This window comes from Aquitalea sp. ASV15 (genome assembly GCF_016429115.1).
GTDB lineage: Bacteria > Pseudomonadota > Gammaproteobacteria > Burkholderiales > Chromobacteriaceae > Aquitalea > Aquitalea magnusonii.
The window spans coordinates 51761-69877 of the sequence record NZ_JAELTZ010000017.1; the positions used below are offsets into that span (position 1 = coordinate 51761).

11 protein-coding genes are annotated in these 18117 nt (G+C 65.0%); 8 read left to right on the forward strand and 3 right to left on the reverse strand.

The window, feature by feature from the left end:
• Nucleotides 1–23: 23 nt before the first annotated feature.
• Complete coding sequence (locus tag JHD64_RS09775; RefSeq protein ID WP_199053113.1) at nt 24–3266, forward strand: EAL domain-containing protein; 3243 nt, start codon at nt 24–26, stop codon at nt 3264–3266.
• Here JHD64_RS09775 and JHD64_RS09780 read toward each other — a convergent pair.
• Complete coding sequence (locus tag JHD64_RS09780) at nt 3261–6407, reverse strand: bifunctional diguanylate cyclase/phosphodiesterase (protein ID WP_199053114.1); 3147 nt, start codon at nt 6405–6407, stop codon at nt 3261–3263. The genes JHD64_RS09775 and JHD64_RS09780 overlap by 6 nt on opposite strands.
• Nucleotides 6408–6682: 275 nt before the next feature.
• On the opposite strand from JHD64_RS09780, the gene JHD64_RS09785 reads away from it, so the two are divergent.
• Nucleotides 6683–7723, forward strand: coding sequence for a nitronate monooxygenase family protein (locus tag JHD64_RS09785; RefSeq protein WP_199053115.1), 1041 nt, complete (start codon nt 6683–6685; stop codon nt 7721–7723).
• Here JHD64_RS09785 and JHD64_RS09790 read toward each other — a convergent pair.
• A complete protein-coding gene (locus tag JHD64_RS09790; protein ID WP_110313819.1) occupies nt 7720–8748 on the reverse strand; it encodes an adenosine deaminase in 1029 nt (342 codons plus the stop codon). The two genes, JHD64_RS09785 and JHD64_RS09790, sit on opposite strands and share 4 nt — an antisense overlap.
• A gap of 258 nt (nt 8749–9006) precedes the next feature.
• Here JHD64_RS09790 and JHD64_RS09795 point away from each other — a divergent pair, with 258 nt between their 5' ends.
• From JHD64_RS09795 to JHD64_RS09815, 5 genes are all read left to right on the forward strand, one after another.
• Nucleotides 9007–12336 (forward strand): EAL domain-containing protein, encoded by a 3330-nt coding sequence (locus JHD64_RS09795; protein WP_199053116.1) that lies wholly within the window; start codon nt 9007–9009, stop codon nt 12334–12336.
• Nucleotides 12337–12534: 198 nt separating this feature from the next.
• The gene (nfsB, locus tag JHD64_RS09800) at nt 12535–13188 is read left to right on the forward strand and encodes an oxygen-insensitive NAD(P)H nitroreductase (RefSeq protein ID WP_199053117.1); all 654 of its coding nucleotides are present in this window, start codon (nt 12535–12537) and stop codon (nt 13186–13188) included.
• 256 nt (nt 13189–13444) lie between these two features.
• Nucleotides 13445–14503, forward strand: coding sequence for a cobalt transporter CbiM (gene cbiM / locus JHD64_RS09805; protein ID WP_199053118.1), 1059 nt, complete (start codon nt 13445–13447; stop codon nt 14501–14503).
• A 28-nt stretch (nt 14504–14531) separates the two neighbouring features.
• Entirely contained in the window at nt 14532–15383 is an 852-nt protein-coding gene (gene cbiQ, locus JHD64_RS09810) for a cobalt ECF transporter T component CbiQ (RefSeq protein ID WP_199053119.1), read from the forward strand.
• On the forward strand, nt 15380–16249 hold the full coding sequence (locus JHD64_RS09815; RefSeq protein WP_199053120.1) for an energy-coupling factor ABC transporter ATP-binding protein: 870 nt from the start codon (nt 15380–15382) through the stop codon (nt 16247–16249). The genes cbiQ and JHD64_RS09815 overlap by 4 nt, the downstream gene beginning before the upstream one ends.
• A 4-nt stretch (nt 16250–16253) precedes the next feature.
• Here the strand turns inward: JHD64_RS09815 and nikR are convergent, their stop codons facing one another.
• A complete protein-coding gene (nikR, locus tag JHD64_RS09820) occupies nt 16254–16700 on the reverse strand; it encodes a nickel-responsive transcriptional regulator NikR (RefSeq protein ID WP_110313814.1) in 447 nt (148 codons plus the stop codon).
• Nucleotides 16701–16952: 252 nt separating this feature from the next.
• Between nikR and JHD64_RS09825 the strand changes: the two genes are divergently transcribed.
• Nucleotides 16953–18110, forward strand: a complete 1158-nt coding sequence (locus JHD64_RS09825; protein WP_110313813.1) for an FIST signal transduction protein — start codon at nt 16953–16955, stop codon at nt 18108–18110.
• The last annotated feature ends 7 nt before the right edge of the window (nt 18111–18117 follow it).

Consider the following 18117-nt stretch of genomic DNA (forward strand, 5'->3'; position numbering starts at 1 on the left):
TTTCTCTGGCAGCGACAGACATCATGGGCAAGCACTTTCATCTGACGGGCAGGACTTCCCTGCGCACCCGCATCACCCTCGGCATGCTGCTGGCACTGGTCATCACCCTGTGGCTGGCCACCCTGCTCATCAGCCACAGCCTGCGCCGGCAGATGGAGGACACCATCTCGGCCCAGCAGTTTTCCGCCGTGTCGCTGGCCGCACGCGAGGTGGACCGCTCGGTCAAGGAGCGCATGCTGATCCTGCAATCGCTGGCCGAGCAGCTGAACAACATCCCGCTGCGCGAGGACAGCCTCCAGCCACAGCTGGAACGGCGACCGCTGCTGCAGCTGATGTTCAACTGGGGCATCGTGGTACTGGACGCACAGGGCGTCGCCCGCGCCAGCATTCCGCGTTCGCTCGGGCGCAACGGGGTGTCTTACGGCCAGCGCGATTTTTTCCGCCAGGCCATGCAAGCTGGCCAGGCCAGCATTACCGAACCCATGTTCGGCCAGCACACCGGCCAGCCGGTCATTTCGATGCTTCAACCCTTGCGCGCCGCTGATGGCCGGCTGGTGGGGATGATCATGGGCGTGACCAACCTGGCCCGGCCCAATTTTCTGGATGACATCAGTTCGGCCAAGTATGGCGCCACCGGTGATTATTTCATTACCGTGCCGCACAGCCGTCGCTACATGGTGTCATCCGACAAGCGCCGCCTGCTGCAGCCGGGTCCCGCCCCGGGCATCAACCCGCTGTATGACCGCTATCTGTCGGGTTACCAGGGCTCGGGCATTGCCGTCAGCTCACACGGCGTGGCCGAGCTGTCCTCCAGCGTGCGCATTCCGTCCACCGGCTGGCTGATGCAGGCGGTATTGCCGACCACCGAAGCCTTTGCCCCCATCCGCACCCTGCAACGGCAGCTGTTTGGCCTGGCACTGTGCCTGACCCTGCTGGCAGGCGGTTTCAGCTGGTGGTGGCTGCGCCGGCAGCTGCTGCCGCTGTCCGAGGCCACCACGCTGCTGGCCGGCATGCGCGATGGCACCCTGCCCAAGCAGGCGCTGCCGGTGCGGCAGCAAGATGAGCTCGGCCTGCTGGCCAGCTCGTTCAACGGCTTGCTGGAGCGCATCCTGCGCGAAGAAGAACAAGCCGGCGAACACGCGGCCAACCGGCTGCTGCGCAAGATCGTGTCGCACATTCCCGGCGTGGTGTTCCAGTACCGCCTGTTCGCAGATGGCCACGGCTGCCTGCCCTTTGCCAGCGAGGCGCTGCATGAGCTGTACGGCCTGACACCGCAGCAAGTCAGCCACAATGCCGACCCCATGCGCGCCATGCTGCATCCGGACGATGCGGATGCCTTCTTCAGTGCCATGCATGCCTCGGCCGCCAACCTGACGCTATGGCATATCGAGTACCGCATCGTGCGGCCCGATGGCCAGCTCAAATGGCTGCGGGTGGATGCCCTGCCCGAACAGGAAGGCCCGTACGTCACCTGGTACGGCTATATCGCCGACATCAGCCAGGCCAAGGCCATGGAGGCCGAGCTGCGCATTGCCGCCACCACCTTCCTGACCCAGGAAGGCATCATGGTGACCGACCGCGACGGGGTGATCCTGCGGGTGAATCCGTCCTTCTGCCAGATTACCGGCTACAGCAGCGCCGAAGTGGTGGGCAAGACCCCGGCCATTCTCAGCTCGCACCGCCATCCGCCGGCGTTCTACCAGCAGCTGTGGCAATCGCTGCTGCAAGTTGGCCGCTGGCAGGGCGAAATCTGGAACAGCCGCCAGAACGGCGAAGTCTTCCCGGAATGGCTCACCATTACCGCCGTGCACGACAGCGATGGCCAGACCAGCCACTACGTGGCCATCTTCCAGGACATCACCGAACGCAAGGCTGCCGCCGACGCCATCCAGACCCTGGCGTTTTACGATGCCCTCACCCACCTGCCCAACCGCCGCCTGCTGCTGGAGCGGCTGCAACATGCGCTGGATGCGGCACACCGCCAGCAGCAGTACGGCGCGCTGTTATTCCTCGATCTGGACAACTTCAAGTCGCTGAACGACACCATGGGCCATGACATCGGCGACCTGCTGCTGCAGGAGGTGGCCGCCCGCCTGCGCCACTGCCTGCGCGTGGGCGATACCGTGGCACGACTGGGGGGCGACGAATTCATCGTATTGCTGGAGGACCTGGGCCTGCAGCGTGAAACGGCACTGCGCGAGGCGGAAAGCGTCGGCCGCAAGATCCTGGCGCAGCTCAAACAGCCTTACCAGCTGCGCGGCCACGACTACCGCGGCAGTTGCAGCCTGGGCATCGCCCTGTTTGCCGGGGAGCACGACAGCACCGAAGACATCCTCAAGCAAGCCGATCTGGCCATGTACCAGGCCAAAGCGGCCGGCCGCAATACCCTGCGCTTTTTCGATCCGCTGATGCAGGCGGAAATCAATGCCCGCACCCGGCTGGAAGCCGAGCTGCACCAGGCACTGGAAAACGGCGAACTCAGCCTGCATTACCAGCCGCAGATCCGCCATGGCCACCCCTGCCAGAGCGTGGAGGCACTGCTGCGCTGGCATAGCCCGCAACAGGGGCTGCGCCTGCCCGGCGCCTTCATTCCGCTGGCGGAACAGAGCAATCTGATCCTGGCCATCGACCACTGGGTGCTGCAACAAGCCTGCACCCAGCTGGCCGCCTGGGCCGGCCATGCCGCCACCGCCGGGCTGAGCATTGCCGTCAATGTCAGCGCCCGCCAGTTCCACCAGAGCGATTTTGTCAGCCGCCTGCGCCACCTGCTGCAGGACAGCGGCGCCAACCCGGCGCTACTGAAACTGGAAATCACCGAAAGCCTGCTGCTGATGAAGCTGGACGACGCGGCCAGCAAGATGAACAGCCTGCGCCAGCTGGGCATCACCTTTGCCCTGGATGATTTCGGCACCGGTTATTCCTCGCTGTCCTACCTGCGGCAACTGCCGCTGGACCAGGTCAAGATCGACCGCAGCTTTGTACGCGACGTACTGGACAACCCCAACGATGCCGCCATCTGCAAGGCGGTCATTGCCCTGGGCCACAGCCTGGGCCTGACCGTGATTGCCGAAGGCGTGGAAACCGCTGCCCAGTACGACTTCCTGGTGGCGCAAGGCTGCCAGGTGATACAGGGCTATCTGTTCAGCCCGGCCCTGCCCGCCGGGCAGCTGCAGGACTGGCTGGCCGCAACCTGGCCCGCCCAGCATGGCGGCAGCACGTCACAGGCCCGGCAACAACAGCTGCCGGCCAGCCTGGCCGGCTCATGAACCCAGCAGTGCGGTGGCCGGCTGGTGCTGCTGCGCATAGGCGGCAAAGGCCGCGGCCGGCAGCGGCCGGCTGAACAGGTAACCCTGCAGCTCATCACAGCCCTGGGCGCGTAGCCAGCTGAGCTGCTCTCCGGTCTCCACCCCCTCGGCAATGGTCAGCAGGCCCAGGTTTTCCGCCATGTCGATGATGGCGGCGACAATGGCGCGATCTTCCGGATCGGTCACGATGTCGCGCACAAAGCTCTGGTCGATTTTCAGCTTGTAGACGCGGAACTGCTTGAGCAGGTTCAGCGAGGAATAACCGGTGCCGAAATCGTCGATGGACATGCGCACACCCTGCTCGTGCAAGGCATTCATCACCGCGATGGCCTGTTGCGGGTCGTACATGGCCACGCCTTCGGTCAGCTCCAGTTCCAGCGCGCTGGCGGGCAAGCCCTCTTCCTGCAGAATGCGCGCCACCAGCGCCGGCAGATCGGGCTGGCGGAATTGCACGGCCGACAGATTGACCGCCATCACCAGTTCCAGCCCCTGCTCGCGCCACTGCCGTGCCTGACGGACGGCATGACGCAGCACCCATTCGCCCAGCGGCAGGATCAGGCCGCAGTCCTCGGCAACCGGAATGAACTCTGCCGGCGAGATATGGCCCAGCTCCGGATGCGCCCAGCGCAGCAGTGCCTCGGCGCCGACCAGCCGGCCATCGGCCATGGAAAGCTGCGGCTGGTAATGGATGCTGAGCTGCTGCTGTTCCAGTGCCACGCGCAGTGCATTCACCAGCTGCAGATGACGCGCGGCCTTTTCCTGAATCGCCGTGGTATAGAAACGGAAACAGCTGCGGCCGGCCTTCTTGGCCAGGTACATCGCGGCATCGGCACGGCGCGACAGGGTTTCCAGATCCCGGCCATCATGTGGGTACAGCGCAATGCCGATGGAGGCCGAAACATTCAGATCGTAAGGCGCCACCTGATAGGGGCGGGCGATATCGTCCAGCAGCTGCCGGGCCAGCGCCTCGGCCTGCGCGGCATCGCTATCCGGCAACAGCAGCACGAACTCGTCGCCTCCCAGCCGGGACACCAGCGCACCATCCGGCAGCACCCGGCGCAATCTGGCGGCCAGTTGCACCAGCAAGGCATCGCCGACGCTGTGGCCCAGCGAATCATTGATGTCCTTGAAGTGATCGAGGTCGAGGAATATCAAGGCCTGCGCCTGCTGCTGGCGGGCCGCCTGCTGCAGTATCCGCTCGGCCTGTTCTTCCAGCATCACCCGGTTGGGCAGGCCGGTCAGCACATCGTAATGGGCCAGATAACGGATATGCTGCTCGTTCTGTTTGCGCAGGGTGATATCACGGGTAATCGCCAGCAGCATGCTGATGGCCCCCTCTTCGTCGCGCATGGGCGCGGCATGGGTTTCCAGCCAGCGCCGCTGCCCGTGCAGGCCGCATATTTCGAATTCCAGCGTAGCGCTCTGCCCGCTCATCACCTGCTGGTGCAGCTGCATGAAGGCGGCATGGTGCTCGGGCAATACGAAATGCAGCAGGCCCAGCTGCTGGATCTGCTGCAGGCTGTCGGCCTGCAGCATGGCCATGCCGGCCCGGTTCATTTCCAGCAGCTGGCCTGCGGACCCCACTACCTTGATGCATTCCGGCTCGGTTTCGATGATGGTGCGCAAGCGCTGTTCGCTCAGCTGCAAGGCGGTATTGGCGGCCTGCCGCTCCTGTTCGCGCTGGAAGCTGTCCAGCGCATAGTCCAGGTCCATCACCATTTCCTCGATCAGCATGCGCGCCGCCTCGTCAAAGGCATGCGGCTCGCCACTGTACAGGGTGAGTGCGCCGATGATCCGGCCATTGCACTGCAAGGGCAGTGCGGCCGAGGCCCCCCAACCATAAAGAATGGCACGGTCATGCCAGGGCGCGGTGACAGGGTCATGCTGGAAATCCTGGCACCATTGCGCCAGACCGGTCTGCACGGCGCGGCCGGTGGGGCCCTGGCTGAGTGGATCGGCCGCAGCGGTTGCCAGCGGCAAATCAACCAGATACTCGGTGCCGCTGCCGTAGGCGCACAGTGGCCGGATATGTCTTGCCTCTTCATCCAGCAGCCCCACCCACACCATTTTCATGCCGCCATGCTCCACCGCGGCCTGGCACATCCGCTCAAACAGCTCAAGCTGGGTACGGCTGCGCACAATGGCCTGATTGCACTGGCTCAGTGCATTGTAAAGCCCGGTCAGGCGCTGATTGTGCGCATCGGCCTGGCGGCGGGCGGCATCTAGGCGCTGCAGCTTGTCGCGGGTTTCCGCCAGCCAGCCCATCACGCTGTGCCGGCTATAGCTGCCCAGCGGCACCGGCTGCGAAAAGTCACCGCTGCCCAGGCGGGAGATGCTGCTGTGCAGCTCGGTCACACTGCCACCCAGTACATTGAGCAGATTACGCCGCTGGCCCCACAGCAAGGGCAGCAACAGCAGGCCGAAGGCCACGAATATACAGCGCAGCTGCAAGGCATAGCGCTCGGCATCCTCCACCGCCTGCAAGGTACGCTGGGCAGAGAGGCGGTTGAATTCGGCAATCGGCTGCATGATGGCGGCCTTGGCACGGTGATAGGCGGCATCGTGCAACATGTGGATGGCTTGCTGCCGTTGCGGGGAGTCCAGTGCCGGGGCGGATGCCACCAGCGCCATGGCCGCCCATTCGGTACGGGTCAGGGCATCGGATTTGGCCTTGGCCTCGGCCAGCCTGGCCATTTCCTCGGGGGTAAAGCCGGCTGCGCGCATGCGCTGCAGCAAGGAGGGAGCGGCACTGGCGGCCTGCGGTCGATGGGCATCGTCCAGTACCAGATCCCAGTAGATGTTCTGGTAGTCCAGCGGGCGCGGGGCCTTGCCCTCGCGGATGGCCAGGATTTCGCGGTAATGCTGCTGATAGACGGGATCACCGGTCACCACATAGGTTCGCACCATGCGGGTCAGGTCATCGGAAGACTGGCGCAATTCGCCGGCCAGCAAAATGGATGCGTGGCGCGCATCGTTGGCACGGTCGATGGCTTTTTCTGCCTGCACATACAGCACAAAGCTGACGACAAAGGCGATGAATACCAGCAGGATCAACCAGTAGTAACGGGAGAGCAGCAGCAGCTTGCTCTTGACTGTCAGCATGGCTTGATAGCCCTTTTTATCGTATGGCCCCGATTGCAATCAAAAACAGGAATGGTCTGGCTGATTATGGCGCAAAACCGCGGCCATCGCAGGCCAAATGCCCGCAGGAGCGTGTGGGAAACGGGCAAGGTAGCAGCGGTGCTACAGTTTTCGGGTACGGCCTGCCCCCACAAGGGAAGCAGTGCTGTCATACTCGGCGGACAAGTTGAGCAGCCTGTTCAAGCCGCGACGGCCGGCCCATGCTGCACTCTCCACCGAGCCGACAAGGACCGAACATGACGCTGGCGCAATGGCTGGACATCCCCTTTTCCATCATCCAGGCCCCAATGGCTGGCGTGCAGGGTAGCCGGCTGGCCATCGCGGTCAGCCAGGCCGGCGCCGTGGGCTCGCTGCCCGCCGCCATGCTCTCCGCCAGCCAGTTGCAACAGGAACTGGAGGCACTGCAACAGCTGGGCCGGCAGCCGTACAACCTCAACTTTTTCTGCCATCAGCCACCGGCAGACGATCCGGCCGCGCTGGCCGGCTGGCAGGCGCTGCTGGCGCCCTTCTACCAGGAGCTGGGCATCGTTCCGACGGCAGCCGGCGGCGCCGGACGCCTGCCCTTCAATAAGGAGATGGCGGATCTGGTCAGCCACTATCGTCCGGCGCTGGTGAGCTTTCACTTTGGCCTGCCCGCCCCGGCCTTGCTGCAACAGGTCAAGGCCACTGGCGCAAAGGTGCTGTCCAGCGCCACCACGGTGGCCGAGGCCCGCTGGCTGGCAGCCAATGGTGCCGATGCAGTGATCGCGCAAGGGCTGGAAGCCGGCGGCCATCGCGGCATGTTCCTGCATGATGATCTGGATGATCAGCTGGGCAGCTTTGCCCTGCTGCCGCAGATCGTGCAGGCGCTGGACATTCCGGTGATCGCTGCAGGCGGGATTGCCGATGCTGCCGGGGTGGCAGCCGCCATGCGGCTGGGTGCGGCTGGCGTGCAAGTGGGCACGGCCTATCTGCTGTGCCCGGAAGCCGACACCAGCGCCCTGCACCGTGCGGCACTGTGCAGCCCGGCCGCGGCGCACACCGCGCTGACCACGCTCTACAGTGGCCGGCCAGCCCGCGGCATCGTCAACCGCCTGATGCGGGAACTGGGCCCGCGCCACCCGGCCGTGCCGGCCTTTCCCCTGGCCTCCGCCGCGCTGGTGCCCTTGCGCGCCGCCGCCGAAGCACTGGGCCGCGACGACTTCAGCCCGCTATGGTGCGGCCAGAATGCCAGCGGCTGCCAGGCAATGCCGGCGGGCGAGCTGACCCGTCAGCTGGCGGCCGGCCTGAGCGCTTAGGCCGGGTCGGCAAAGCCGGCGGCAATGCGCGCGCATTCCGCCAGCCAGTGCGCCTTGTCCGCCGGCGCCAGCCAGCTGGCCTCGAAACCGTTCTGGCACAGCTGCAGGATCTCGGCCTGGCTCAGGCCCAGCTCGCGGGCGCAGCCCAGATAGTTTTCCTGCACATAGCCGCCAAAATAAGCCGGGTCGTCCGAGTTCACCGTGGCACACAGCCCGGCCTGCAAGAGCTGGCGCAGATTGTGATCCTTGAGCTGGTCGAACACCCGCAGCTTGACGTTGGAATACGGACATACCGTCAGCGGCATGCGCTCGGCCACCAGCCGCGCCACCAGTGCCGCGTCTTCCAGCGCCCGCACACCGTGGTCGATACGGCATACCTTGAGCAGGTCCAGCGCCTCCCACACATAGGCCGGCGGGCCTTCTTCACCGGCATGCGCCACGCAGGGCAGGCCCAGCGCATGGCAGGCGGCAAACAGCCGGGCAAACTTGGACGGCGGGTGGCCCACCTCACTGGAGTCCAGACCGAAACCGTCAATGCCGGCAAGATAGGGGCGCGCTTGCTCCAGTACGGCAAAGCCGTCTTCTTCGCTCAAATGGCGCAGGAATGACATGATCAGCCGCGAACTGATGCCCAGCTGGGTGCGGCCCTCATCCAGGGCGCGCCGGATGCCCTGATAAACCGTGGCAAAGGCAATGCCACGCGCGGTATGGGTTTGCGGATCGAAGAAGATTTCAGTGTGGACGACATGGTCGTCACGGCAGCGCAACAGATAGGCCCAGGTCAGCTCGTAGAAATCCTGCTCGGTCTGCAATACCCCGGCGCCGGCGTAGTAGAGGTCGAGAAAGGATTGCAGATTGTCAAAATCATAGGCCGCCCGCAGTGCCTCCACCGTCGGATAAGGCAGTGCGATGCCGTTGCGCGCGGCCAGGCGGAACATCAGTTCCGGTTCCAGGCTGCCTTCGATATGCAGGTGCAGTTCGGCCTTGGGCAGGGCTTGGATCAGTGCTTGGTGTGCAGTGCTCATGGGGTGTCCTGGCAGTGGCTCGCCCGCGCGACCGGCCGGGCCGGTCGTTTCAGGTCGAGCAAAAGCAGCATGATAGCGATTGCCGTGCCGACACAGAAGCCCGCTTTTCCGCTATTTGCCGCACTTTGCCATGGCCTGGCCGGCGGCAATGCCAATGGTTTGGGGTAAAATCAGCCACAGTGCCGCGCAGCATGCCGGCACATGACACCTTATTTGCTGCCAGCCGGGTGGCCGTTGCGCCCGCTGCAGGACCGGACCATGACCCTGCCCAATTTCCAGCAAGCCCTGCACCAGAGCTCGCAAGCCTTTGCCATTCTCGACCCCCAGGGCCGCATAGATTATGCCAATCCGGCCTTCTGCCAGCTGTTTGGCTACGACAGTGCCACCCTGACAGGGCAATCCATCGACATCATCATTCCCGCAGAGGCGGCGGATGGGCTGAGCGATGGCGGCTTTCGCTGCGGGCCGGATGCCACGCTGCCGTTTCAGGGCGAGGTGCGCCGCATCGCCAGCGATGGCCGCAGCATCATCGTCATGCTGCATGGCAATGCCCTGTACGACACAGCCGGCGCGATACAGGGTTTTGTGCTGTCCTACACCGACATTGCCGATCGCAAGGCCACGGAACTGGCCTTGCAGCAGGCCAACGAACAGCTGTCGCTGGCGCTGGATGCCTCGCGGCTGTCGCTGTGGGACATGGACATCCTGCAGGATTGCGCCTGTGTCGATGCCCGCTGGGCGCGCATGCTGGGCCATCCGGAACAGGCGGCACGCTACCGGGCCAGTGCCATGTTCGCCGACGTGCACCCTGCCGATTACCAGAAGGTCTACCAGGCCTGCATGGCCGTGCTGCGCGGCAGCGAAAGCCGCTTTCAGCAGGAATTCCGCTACCGCAACGCCCGTGGCGACTGGACCTGGATACGCTGCACCGGCAAGGTGGTGGCGCGCAATGCCCAGGGCCTGGCCTTGCGTGCCATCGGCACCAGCCAGGACATTACCGAGCGCAAGCACAATGAAGAGCTGATCATCAATGCCGCCCATCACGACTGGCTGACCGCCCTGCCCAACCGCTTTGCCCTCACCCGCCACCTGGCGGCGGCACTGGCACGCGCCCAGCGCAGCGAGAAGCTGGTGGCGGTGTGCATGATCGATCTGGACGACTTCAAGCCGGTCAACGATACCTGGGGCCATGAGGCGGGCGACCGCCTGCTGAAGGACCTGGCCCATCGCCTGCAGGCCTTGCTGCGCCAGACCGACTTTGTCGCCCGTCTGGGCGGCGATGAGTTCGTGGTCATCATGGAAGACCTGCAGGAAGAAGCCGCCCTGCAACAACTGGAAAGCGCCTTGCAGCGGCTGCACCAGGCGGTGGAATCGCCCTTTGCGCTGGAGGCCGGCATCGAGGCCGAAGTGGGCATGACGGTGGGTATCGCCCTTTACCCGCATGACGGCATCGAACCGGATGCCCTGATGCGCCAGGCCGATGCCGCCATGTACCAGGCCAAGCAGCACAAACCCACCCGCCAGCGCTGGTGGCGCATGGTGGCGGACGAGGCCGGCTATCACGCCGAGGAAAGCAGCCATTTCGCACTTTACGGCGCAGAGGCCAGCCAGCTGCTGCACAAGTCCGCCCGCCTGATCAGCCGCGCCACCGAGCTTTACATCAGCCGCTTCTACCAGCAGAACCGGCCGGCCCACGAAGCCCTGGCCATCCTCGCCAGCCTGCAGCCCGCCGAGCTGGAGCAGCTGCAGCGCGCCCATCGCGACTTTCTGCTGCAGATATTGTCGCCGGAACAGCAGGCCGATCAGATCCGTCGCGACAGCCGGCAGCTGGGCCGCATCCACAGCCTGGTCGGGGTCACCCCGGCGCTGCTGGTCCAAAGCGTGGAGCTGTTCCGCAGCCATTTCAGCGAACAGCTGAACGTCACCCTGCTGCCGATACGCCAGCGCTACCGGCTGCTGGAAATCATCGACAGCCGGCTGCAGGAACAACTGCACGCCCAGCTGGAAGCGGCGGCAGAAGTACAAAGCGAGTATCTGGAAAGCCTGTCGCTGCCCATGCCGCACCAGGGCACGCTGTGGACCGACGCCGTCGGCAACGAGCTGGAGCAGCTGGGCAGATTGCCCGGCATGCAGGCGGTATTGCTGATGCGCCTGATGTCCGACGGTGTTTTCGTGCCGGAGAACAGCCGCGGCCCGCAAGGCCAGTTCGTGGCCGATCTGTTGCAGCAGCCCGGTTCGGAAGCCGTGGTCGATCCCAATTCGCCGCGCGGCCAGGGGCTGAGCGCGGTTGCCTGGCGCAGTGGCCGCATCTGCAGCTCGGCCTCCTACGGCAATGACCCGCGCTATGCCCGCTGGCACCAGCACGCCGGCAAAGTAGGGATACGCTCCAGCATGAGCATTCCGGTGCGCAACCAGGACGGGCTGACCGTGGCCGTCATCAGCCTGTTCGGGGCCTATCCCAACCAGTTTGAATCGGCCACCATGCAGCAGTTTGCCCTGGGCCTGCAGCACCGCTGGGAGCTGATCCTGGCCGCCTGCACCAAGCCGGCGGCCGCCATCCAGCAAAACCTGGCCATAGCCCTGCGCGAACGGCTGTTTGCCGGCGGCCTCACCTTTTATCTGCAGCCGTTGGTCGACCTCAAGCTGGGCAAGGTGGTGAAAGTGGAAGCCCTGGCCAGGCTGATCAGGGAAGACGGGCAGATTGTCAGCCCCGGCGTCTTCCTGCCGCTGCTGGGCGATGCCGACCTCGACCACCTGTTCCGCCTGGGGCTGGACAAGGCGCTGACCCAGCTGGCCGAGCTGGACAGGCAGGGCCTGGACATCGACATCTCGCTGAACATCGCCCCCTGTACCCTGCAGGACAAGGACTGCCCGCGCTGGGTGGCCGAGGCCCTGGCGCGCCATGGCGTGGCCCCCGAACGGCTGAGCCTGGAACTGCTGGAAACCGCCGACATCGCCCCGCACGAGCAGGACCGTGCCATCGAACGGCTGCGTCAGACCGGCGTCAAGCTGGTGATGGATGATCTGGGCTCCGGCTACAGCAGCCTGCAAAGGCTGAGCGCCCTGCCCTTTGACACGGTCAAGATCGACCAGAGCCTGACGCTCAACCTGCGCAAGACCCCGCTGACCAGCCTGGCGCTGATGCGCGCCATCCTGCAGCTGGGCCAGGACCTGGAGCGACAGGTGGTGGTGGAGGGGCTGGAAGACATCGGCATGCTGGAAGCCGCCTGCATCCTGGGGGCGACGCAGGGTCAGGGCTACAGCCTGGCCCGGCCGATGGCGCAAGCCAGCTTTATCGACTGGCAGTCGACCTTCCGCCTGCCTGCCGCTGCCGGCCACATCAGCAGCTATCTGGGCGCACTGGCCCAGCACTGGCTGTATGCCCAGCCCTCGCAGGCCGCCGCCCGGCCAGCCCTGGCCGACTGTCCGCTGCACCATTTCCTGCAAGGCCAGCGCGATGTACCCGAGCAGGTAAGGCAGTGGCATGCCGCCTGCCATGCGGCCAGGCATGCCGGGCCGGCCAGCCAGCAGCTCAGCCAGTGGCTGATCGAGCAAATGCAGCGCGAGTCACTGCCGGGAAGCGCTTAGCAGCCATGTCGCCGCCCTCACCGGCGGCGGCGACAGCAGCCCGGTCATTTGCGCACACGACATGACAATCGCAAACAAAAACCTGGTATTTTCAAAAATAAAATGAAACTGCTTGCTACAGCGGCGGCTTATTCGCGCCCGGCTCTTGCTTGATAATGGCGAACATCACCCCCCGCACATGCCAAGCAAGGAGTCACCATGAATATTGCCGACCTGGCGCAGACCCGCTACACCACCAAGGCCTTCGATCCCAACCGCCAGCTCACCGCAGAACAGGTCGCACAGATCGAAACCCTGCTGCGCTTCAGCCCCTCCTCCACCAATTCCCAGCCCTGGCACTTTTTCATTGCCGGCACCCCGGAAGGCAAGGCCCGCGTGGCCAAGGCCACCAGTGGCGCCTACGCCTTCAATGAAGCCAAGGTACTGAACGCCTCGCATGTGGTGGTATTGTGCAGCCGCGCCAGCATCGATGAAGTCTATCTGGAGACACTGCTGCAACAGGAAGAGGCCGACGGCCGTTTTGCCAATGCCGAAGCCCGCGCCGGCCAGCACCGCGGCCGTTCACACTTCGTCAACATGCACCGCTTCGAATTGCGCGATGCCCACCACTGGATGGAAAAGCAGGTTTACCTGGCAGCAGGCACCCTGCTGCTGGGCGCAGCCGCCCTGCAAATCGACGCCTGCCCCATCGAAGGCTTCGACCAGAAAGTGCTGGATGAAGAACTGGGCCTGCGTGCCATGGGCTATACCAGCGCCGTCATCGTGGCCCTGGGCTATCGCAGCGACAGCGATTTCAATGCGCAGCTGCCCAAGTCACGCCTGCCGGCCGCGCGCGTGATCAGCCGGATCTGAGCCCCGCCCCGCCGGTGTGCTGTCAACGCCCTTAACCAGGCGACAAGCAAGCTGTACATCAAGTTTCCAGCCCTTCTTCACCTTCCTGCGCCGCTAGCTGCATGTAGCTGGCGCAGGAACGCGCCTGAACAACATGCCATGACAAGCCATGACAAGTGGCATGCATCTTGCTAGTATTTCATACATTTTAAAAAATATTCATACAGCAACTCACCGCGGGGCCTGCTCGCCTGCCGGTTTTCTTGAGGATATTTCCATGCACATTCCAGACGGCTATCTCAGCCCGGCAAGCTGCGCGCTGGCCTATGCGGTGGCGCTACCGTTCTGGCTGGTGGCCTACCGCCATGCCAAGCGCCTGCTGCACACCCGCATGGTGCCGCTGTTCGCACTGTTTTCGGCCTTCAGCTTTGTCATCATGATGTTCAACCTGCCGCTGCCCGGTGGCACCAGCGGCCATGCGGTAGGCATGGGCATCATCAGCATCGTGCTGGGGCCGTGGGCGTCCATTATTGCCATTTCGGTGGCACTGCTGATTCAGGCGCTGTTCTTTGGCGATGGCGGCATCACCAGCTTCGGTGCCAATAGCCTGAACATGGCCATCGTCGGCTCGCTGGTGGCCTGGGCCTGCTACCAGCTGCTGGCGGCTGGAGCCCCGCTGCAATCGCGCCGCCGCGTGCTGGCAGCTGCCGTATCCGGCTATCTGGCTATCAATACCGCAGCCTTGCTGGCCGCCATCGAGTTCGGCCTGCAGCCGCTGCTGTTCCATGATGCCGCCGGCACCCCGCTGTATGCGCCCTATCCGCTGTCGGTGGCCGTGCCGGCCATGATGCTGGGTCATCTGAGCTTTGCCGGACTGGCCGAGCTGCTGATCACCGGCGGGCTGGTGGCTTATCTGCAGCGCGCCTATCCGGAACTGTTGTCACTGCAAGCGGGCCGCAGCGACGTGGCTGGCGCCGCCGTGCGCAGCACGCGCAAGCTGTGGTATGGCCTGGCCGCGCTGATGATCCTGTCGCCACTGGGCTTGCTGGCCGCCGGCACCGCCTGGGGCGAGTGGGGGGTGGAAGACTTCGCCAATGCCGCAAGCCGCCAGCAGATGGCGCTGGCATCCGGCCAGGTGGCACCGCCGGCGGCCGCGCCGGAGGGCCTGGCACGACTGGCCAGCCTGTGGTCGGCCCCCTTCCCCGACTATGCGCCAGCCTTTGTGCATAGCGCCAACTTCGGCTATGTGTTGTCGGCCGTGTTTGGTGCCGGGCTGATCCTGCTGGCGCTGTTGCTGCTGTCGCGGCTGGGCGGCAGGCAAGGCCAGCCGGAATGAGGCGGCCGCAGCCGGGCCCGGCCAGGGCATGAGCGAGCAATCCTTTATCGCCGGCGGCCATCGCCATGGCGGCCATTTTGCCGAGCGGCTGGTGCATGGCTTGCAGCAGGCGCTGGAGCATTCGCTGGATGCCGAAGCCATCAGCAGGCAGCGCGGCCTGCTGCAGGGGCTGGACCCGCGCTGCAAGCTGCTGGCGCTGCTCAGCCTGATGATCAGCGGCATCCTGGCCAGCCAGCTCGTCACCCTGCTGCTGCTGTTCGGCCTGGCCGTGCTGCTGGCCTTGCTGTCGCAGGTGTCCTTGCGGCGGCTGTATCGCCAGGCCTGGCTCAGCGTCTTGCTGTTCAGCGGGGTGATTGCCGTGCCGGCACTGTTTCTGGTGCCGGGTGAGGTGCTGTTCCGGCTGCCGCTGCTGCACTGGGGCATCAGCCAGCAAGGCTTGCGCAGCGCCGCCTTTTTATTGGGGCGGGCGGAAACCTCGGCCAGCTTTGCCTTGCTGCTGATGCTGACCACACCGTGGATGCATGTGCTCAAGGCCATGCGCAGCCTGGGGGTGCCGGTGCTGCTGGTGGCCCTGCTGGGCATGACCCATCGTTATATCTTCGTGCTGTTGCAAACCGCCAGCCAGATGTTTGAAGCCCGGCGCAGCCGCATGCTGGCACCGCCCAGCGGCCGGCTGGCACGCCAGGTGGTGGCGGCCAGCAGCGGCGTGCTGCTCGGCAAGGCTTTTCAGCTGAGCAGCGAAGTGCACCTGGCCATGGTGTCGCGCGGCTACCGTGGCGACATCTATCTGCTGCACAGCTTTCACACCCGTCGGCGCGACTGGTGCGCCCTGCTGCCGGCGCTGTGCGTGCCGCTGCTGATCTTATGGAAACACGCATGACACCGCCGGTATTCGAGCTGCAGGACCTGAGCTATCACTATCAGCAGCAACAGGCGCTGGACAGCCTGACTCTGCGTATCGAGGCCGGCTGCCGGGTGGCCTTGCTCGGGGCCAATGGCTCGGGCAAATCCACCTTGCTGCGCTTGCTGAACGGTCTGTACTTTGCCCAGCAGGGCAGGCTGCTGGCCTTTGGCGAGGAGCTGAGCGAGGCGGCGCTGGCCGAGGATGAGCGCCACTATGCCTTTCGCCGCCGGGTCGGGCTGGTGTTCCAGAATCCCGATGTGCAGCTGTTCAACCCCACGGTGTTCGACGAACTGGCGTTTGGCCCGCTGCAACTGGGCTGGCCGCACGCCACCATCCGCAGCGCCATTGCCGACATGCTGCAACGCTTCGGCATCAGCCATCTGCAAGAGCGCGCGCCGCACCGCCTGTCCGGTGGCGAGCGCAAGCGGGTGGCGCTGGCCTCGGTGCTGATCATGCAGCCGGAGGTATTGCTGCTGGATGAACCCACCGCCGCGCTGGACCCGCACAGCCAGGGCGAGGTCATCCGCTTTTTGCTGGAGAGCAAGGACAGCGGCCGCACCATCATTACCGCCACCCATGATCTGGACAGCGTGGCCGATATTGCCGACCAGGTATTCGTGCTGGATGGCGGCCGGCTGGTGGCCAGCGGCAGCCCGGCTGACATCCTTGCCGATCAGGCGTTGCTGCAGCGCACTCATCTACTGCATGCCCATCCGCACCGCCATGGCGACGGCGTGGTGCACAGCCACCCGCATCAGCACGGCCATGGCCACAGCCATCAGCATGCCGGCACGGTCAGTGGCTACCGCTACTACCCGGCGCGGCGCAAACCATCCAGCTGATGGGTCAACGCTTGCCCGGCCGGCGGTAGCCCATGCCCGCCCCGCTGGCCGCCGCCGTGGGAATCAGCTGCACCTGACCGTGGCGCACGCCGGTTTCGGCAATCACCGAGCGGGCAAAACTTTCCACCTTGGCGCTGTCGCCGCGCAGGATCACCGTTTCGATGCAGTCATCGTGATTGATATGGGCATGCATGGTGGCAATGGCCATGTCGTGGTGATCGTGCTGCAGGCCGGTCAGGCGCGATGACAGCTGGCGCTCGTGATGATCGAACACATAGCTGAGCACCGCCACGCACGGGCCGCCCGCGCCACGCCCCAGGTCTTCCTCACCCAGCTCGCGCCGCAACATGTCGCGCACCGCCTCCGAACGGCTGCTATAGCCACGCCGCGCCATCAGTTCGTCAAAAGCCTGTGCCAGCTCGTCGCTGAGCGAAATCGTCACTCTTTGCATGTCTGCCTCCTCAAATCAGAGGCCGAGCATAGCAGAGCGCCGCCGCTGCCGCATTGGCCCCGCCACCGCCAGCGGCCACGCCGGCAAAAGGCCCATGACATGACCGATGTCATATGGCGCGGCGCAAAAAAATGCGATATTCCGCCAGCAACGGCACAATGCTGCATTCTGCTGCCCCTGCGGCTCGCCGATTAACTAAGATGACAGGGTTCACATGCCATTCCATGGCGGTAACCACAAGGGAAACCATTCATGCGCATCCGCCAGCTCTGCCTGCCTGACAGCCGCCCCACCACCGAACGATTACTGCCGCTGCGCGCCATTGATCCCCAGCTGTTGCTGGTCTTCGGCTCGCTGGCGTTTTTCGCCGACGACCAGGCACTGGCCACGCTGCAGGCGGCGTTTCCCGACAGCCTGCTGCTGGGCTGCTCCACCGCCGGGGAAATCTCCAGCCATGGCGTGGATGACCACTCCACCGTGCTGACCGCCATCCATTTTGCCCATACCCGCGTACAGCCGGCCGCCACCCCCCTGCATGACATGGCCGATTCCGGCGCGGCCGGAGCCCGGCTGGCACGGCAACTGGCGGCAGATGACCTGCAGATGGTGCTGGTGCTGGGCCAGGGCGTGGCCATCAATGGCAGTGCCCTGCTGCAAGGCATCAGCAGCGTGCTGGGCACAGGGCTGCCGGTCGTGGGCGGGCTGGCGGGTGACAACGCCGCCTTCAGCCGCACCTATACCCTGAACGAGCACGGCAGCTCGGACCGGCAGCTGGTGGCGGTGGGGCTGTATGGCAAGCAGCTGCGGCTGGGCCATGGCTCCTATGGCGGCTGGACCACCTTCGGCCCGGCGCGCCAGGTGACGCGCTGCCAGGAAAACGTGCTGTACGAGCTGGATGGCGCGCCGGCACTGGAAGTATACAAGCGCTATCTGGGTGAATATGCCGCCGACCTGCCCGGCTCCGGCCTGCTGTTCCCCTTCTCCATGCTGGGCGAGCACCAGCAGGATGCCGGCGTGATCCGCACCATCCTGGGCGTGGATGAAGCCAGCGGCAGCCTGACGCTGGCCGGCGAAGTGCAAACCGGCTGTTATCTCAAACTGATGCATGCCAGCACCGACAACCTGGTGCATGGTGCGGAACAGGCGGCCAGCGCCGCCAGTCTGGCACAGCCGGTGGACGGCGACAGCCTGGCCCTGCTGGTGTCCTGTGTGGGCCGCAAGCTGGTGATGGGCGACCGGGTCGATGAAGAAATCGAGGCCGTGGCCGACGAACTGGGCAGCCATACCGTGCTGGCCGGTTTCTACTCCAATGGTGAAATCAGCCCTTTTGCCCCGGGCCAGCCCTGTCGGCTGCACAACCAGACCATGACCATTACCACGCTTGCCGAGATGGCAGGCCCCCACGACTGATGCGCGC

What these genes read in the sequence shown, in the direction of transcription:
- JHD64_RS09775 (WP_199053113.1), top strand. Translation starts at nt 24, where the DNA reads ATGGGCAAGCACTTTCATCTGACGGGCAGGACTTCCCTGCGCACCCGC.
- JHD64_RS09780 (WP_199053114.1), bottom strand. Translation starts at nt 6,407, where the DNA reads ATGCTGACAGTCAAGAGCAAGCTGCTGCTGCTCTCCCGTTACTACTGG.
- JHD64_RS09785 (WP_199053115.1), top strand. Translation starts at nt 6,683, where the DNA reads ATGACGCTGGCGCAATGGCTGGACATCCCCTTTTCCATCATCCAGGCC.
- JHD64_RS09790 (WP_110313819.1), bottom strand. Translation starts at nt 8,748, where the DNA reads ATGAGCACTGCACACCAAGCACTGATCCAAGCCCTGCCCAAGGCCGAA.
- JHD64_RS09795 (WP_199053116.1), top strand. Translation starts at nt 9,007, where the DNA reads ATGACCCTGCCCAATTTCCAGCAAGCCCTGCACCAGAGCTCGCAAGCC.
- nfsB (WP_199053117.1), top strand. Translation starts at nt 12,535, where the DNA reads ATGAATATTGCCGACCTGGCGCAGACCCGCTACACCACCAAGGCCTTC.
- cbiM (WP_199053118.1), top strand. Translation starts at nt 13,445, where the DNA reads ATGCACATTCCAGACGGCTATCTCAGCCCGGCAAGCTGCGCGCTGGCC.
- cbiQ (WP_199053119.1), top strand. Translation starts at nt 14,532, where the DNA reads ATGAGCGAGCAATCCTTTATCGCCGGCGGCCATCGCCATGGCGGCCAT.
- JHD64_RS09815 (WP_199053120.1), top strand. Translation starts at nt 15,380, where the DNA reads ATGACACCGCCGGTATTCGAGCTGCAGGACCTGAGCTATCACTATCAG.
- nikR (WP_110313814.1), bottom strand. Translation starts at nt 16,700, where the DNA reads ATGCAAAGAGTGACGATTTCGCTCAGCGACGAGCTGGCACAGGCTTTT.
- JHD64_RS09825 (WP_110313813.1), top strand. Translation starts at nt 16,953, where the DNA reads ATGCGCATCCGCCAGCTCTGCCTGCCTGACAGCCGCCCCACCACCGAA.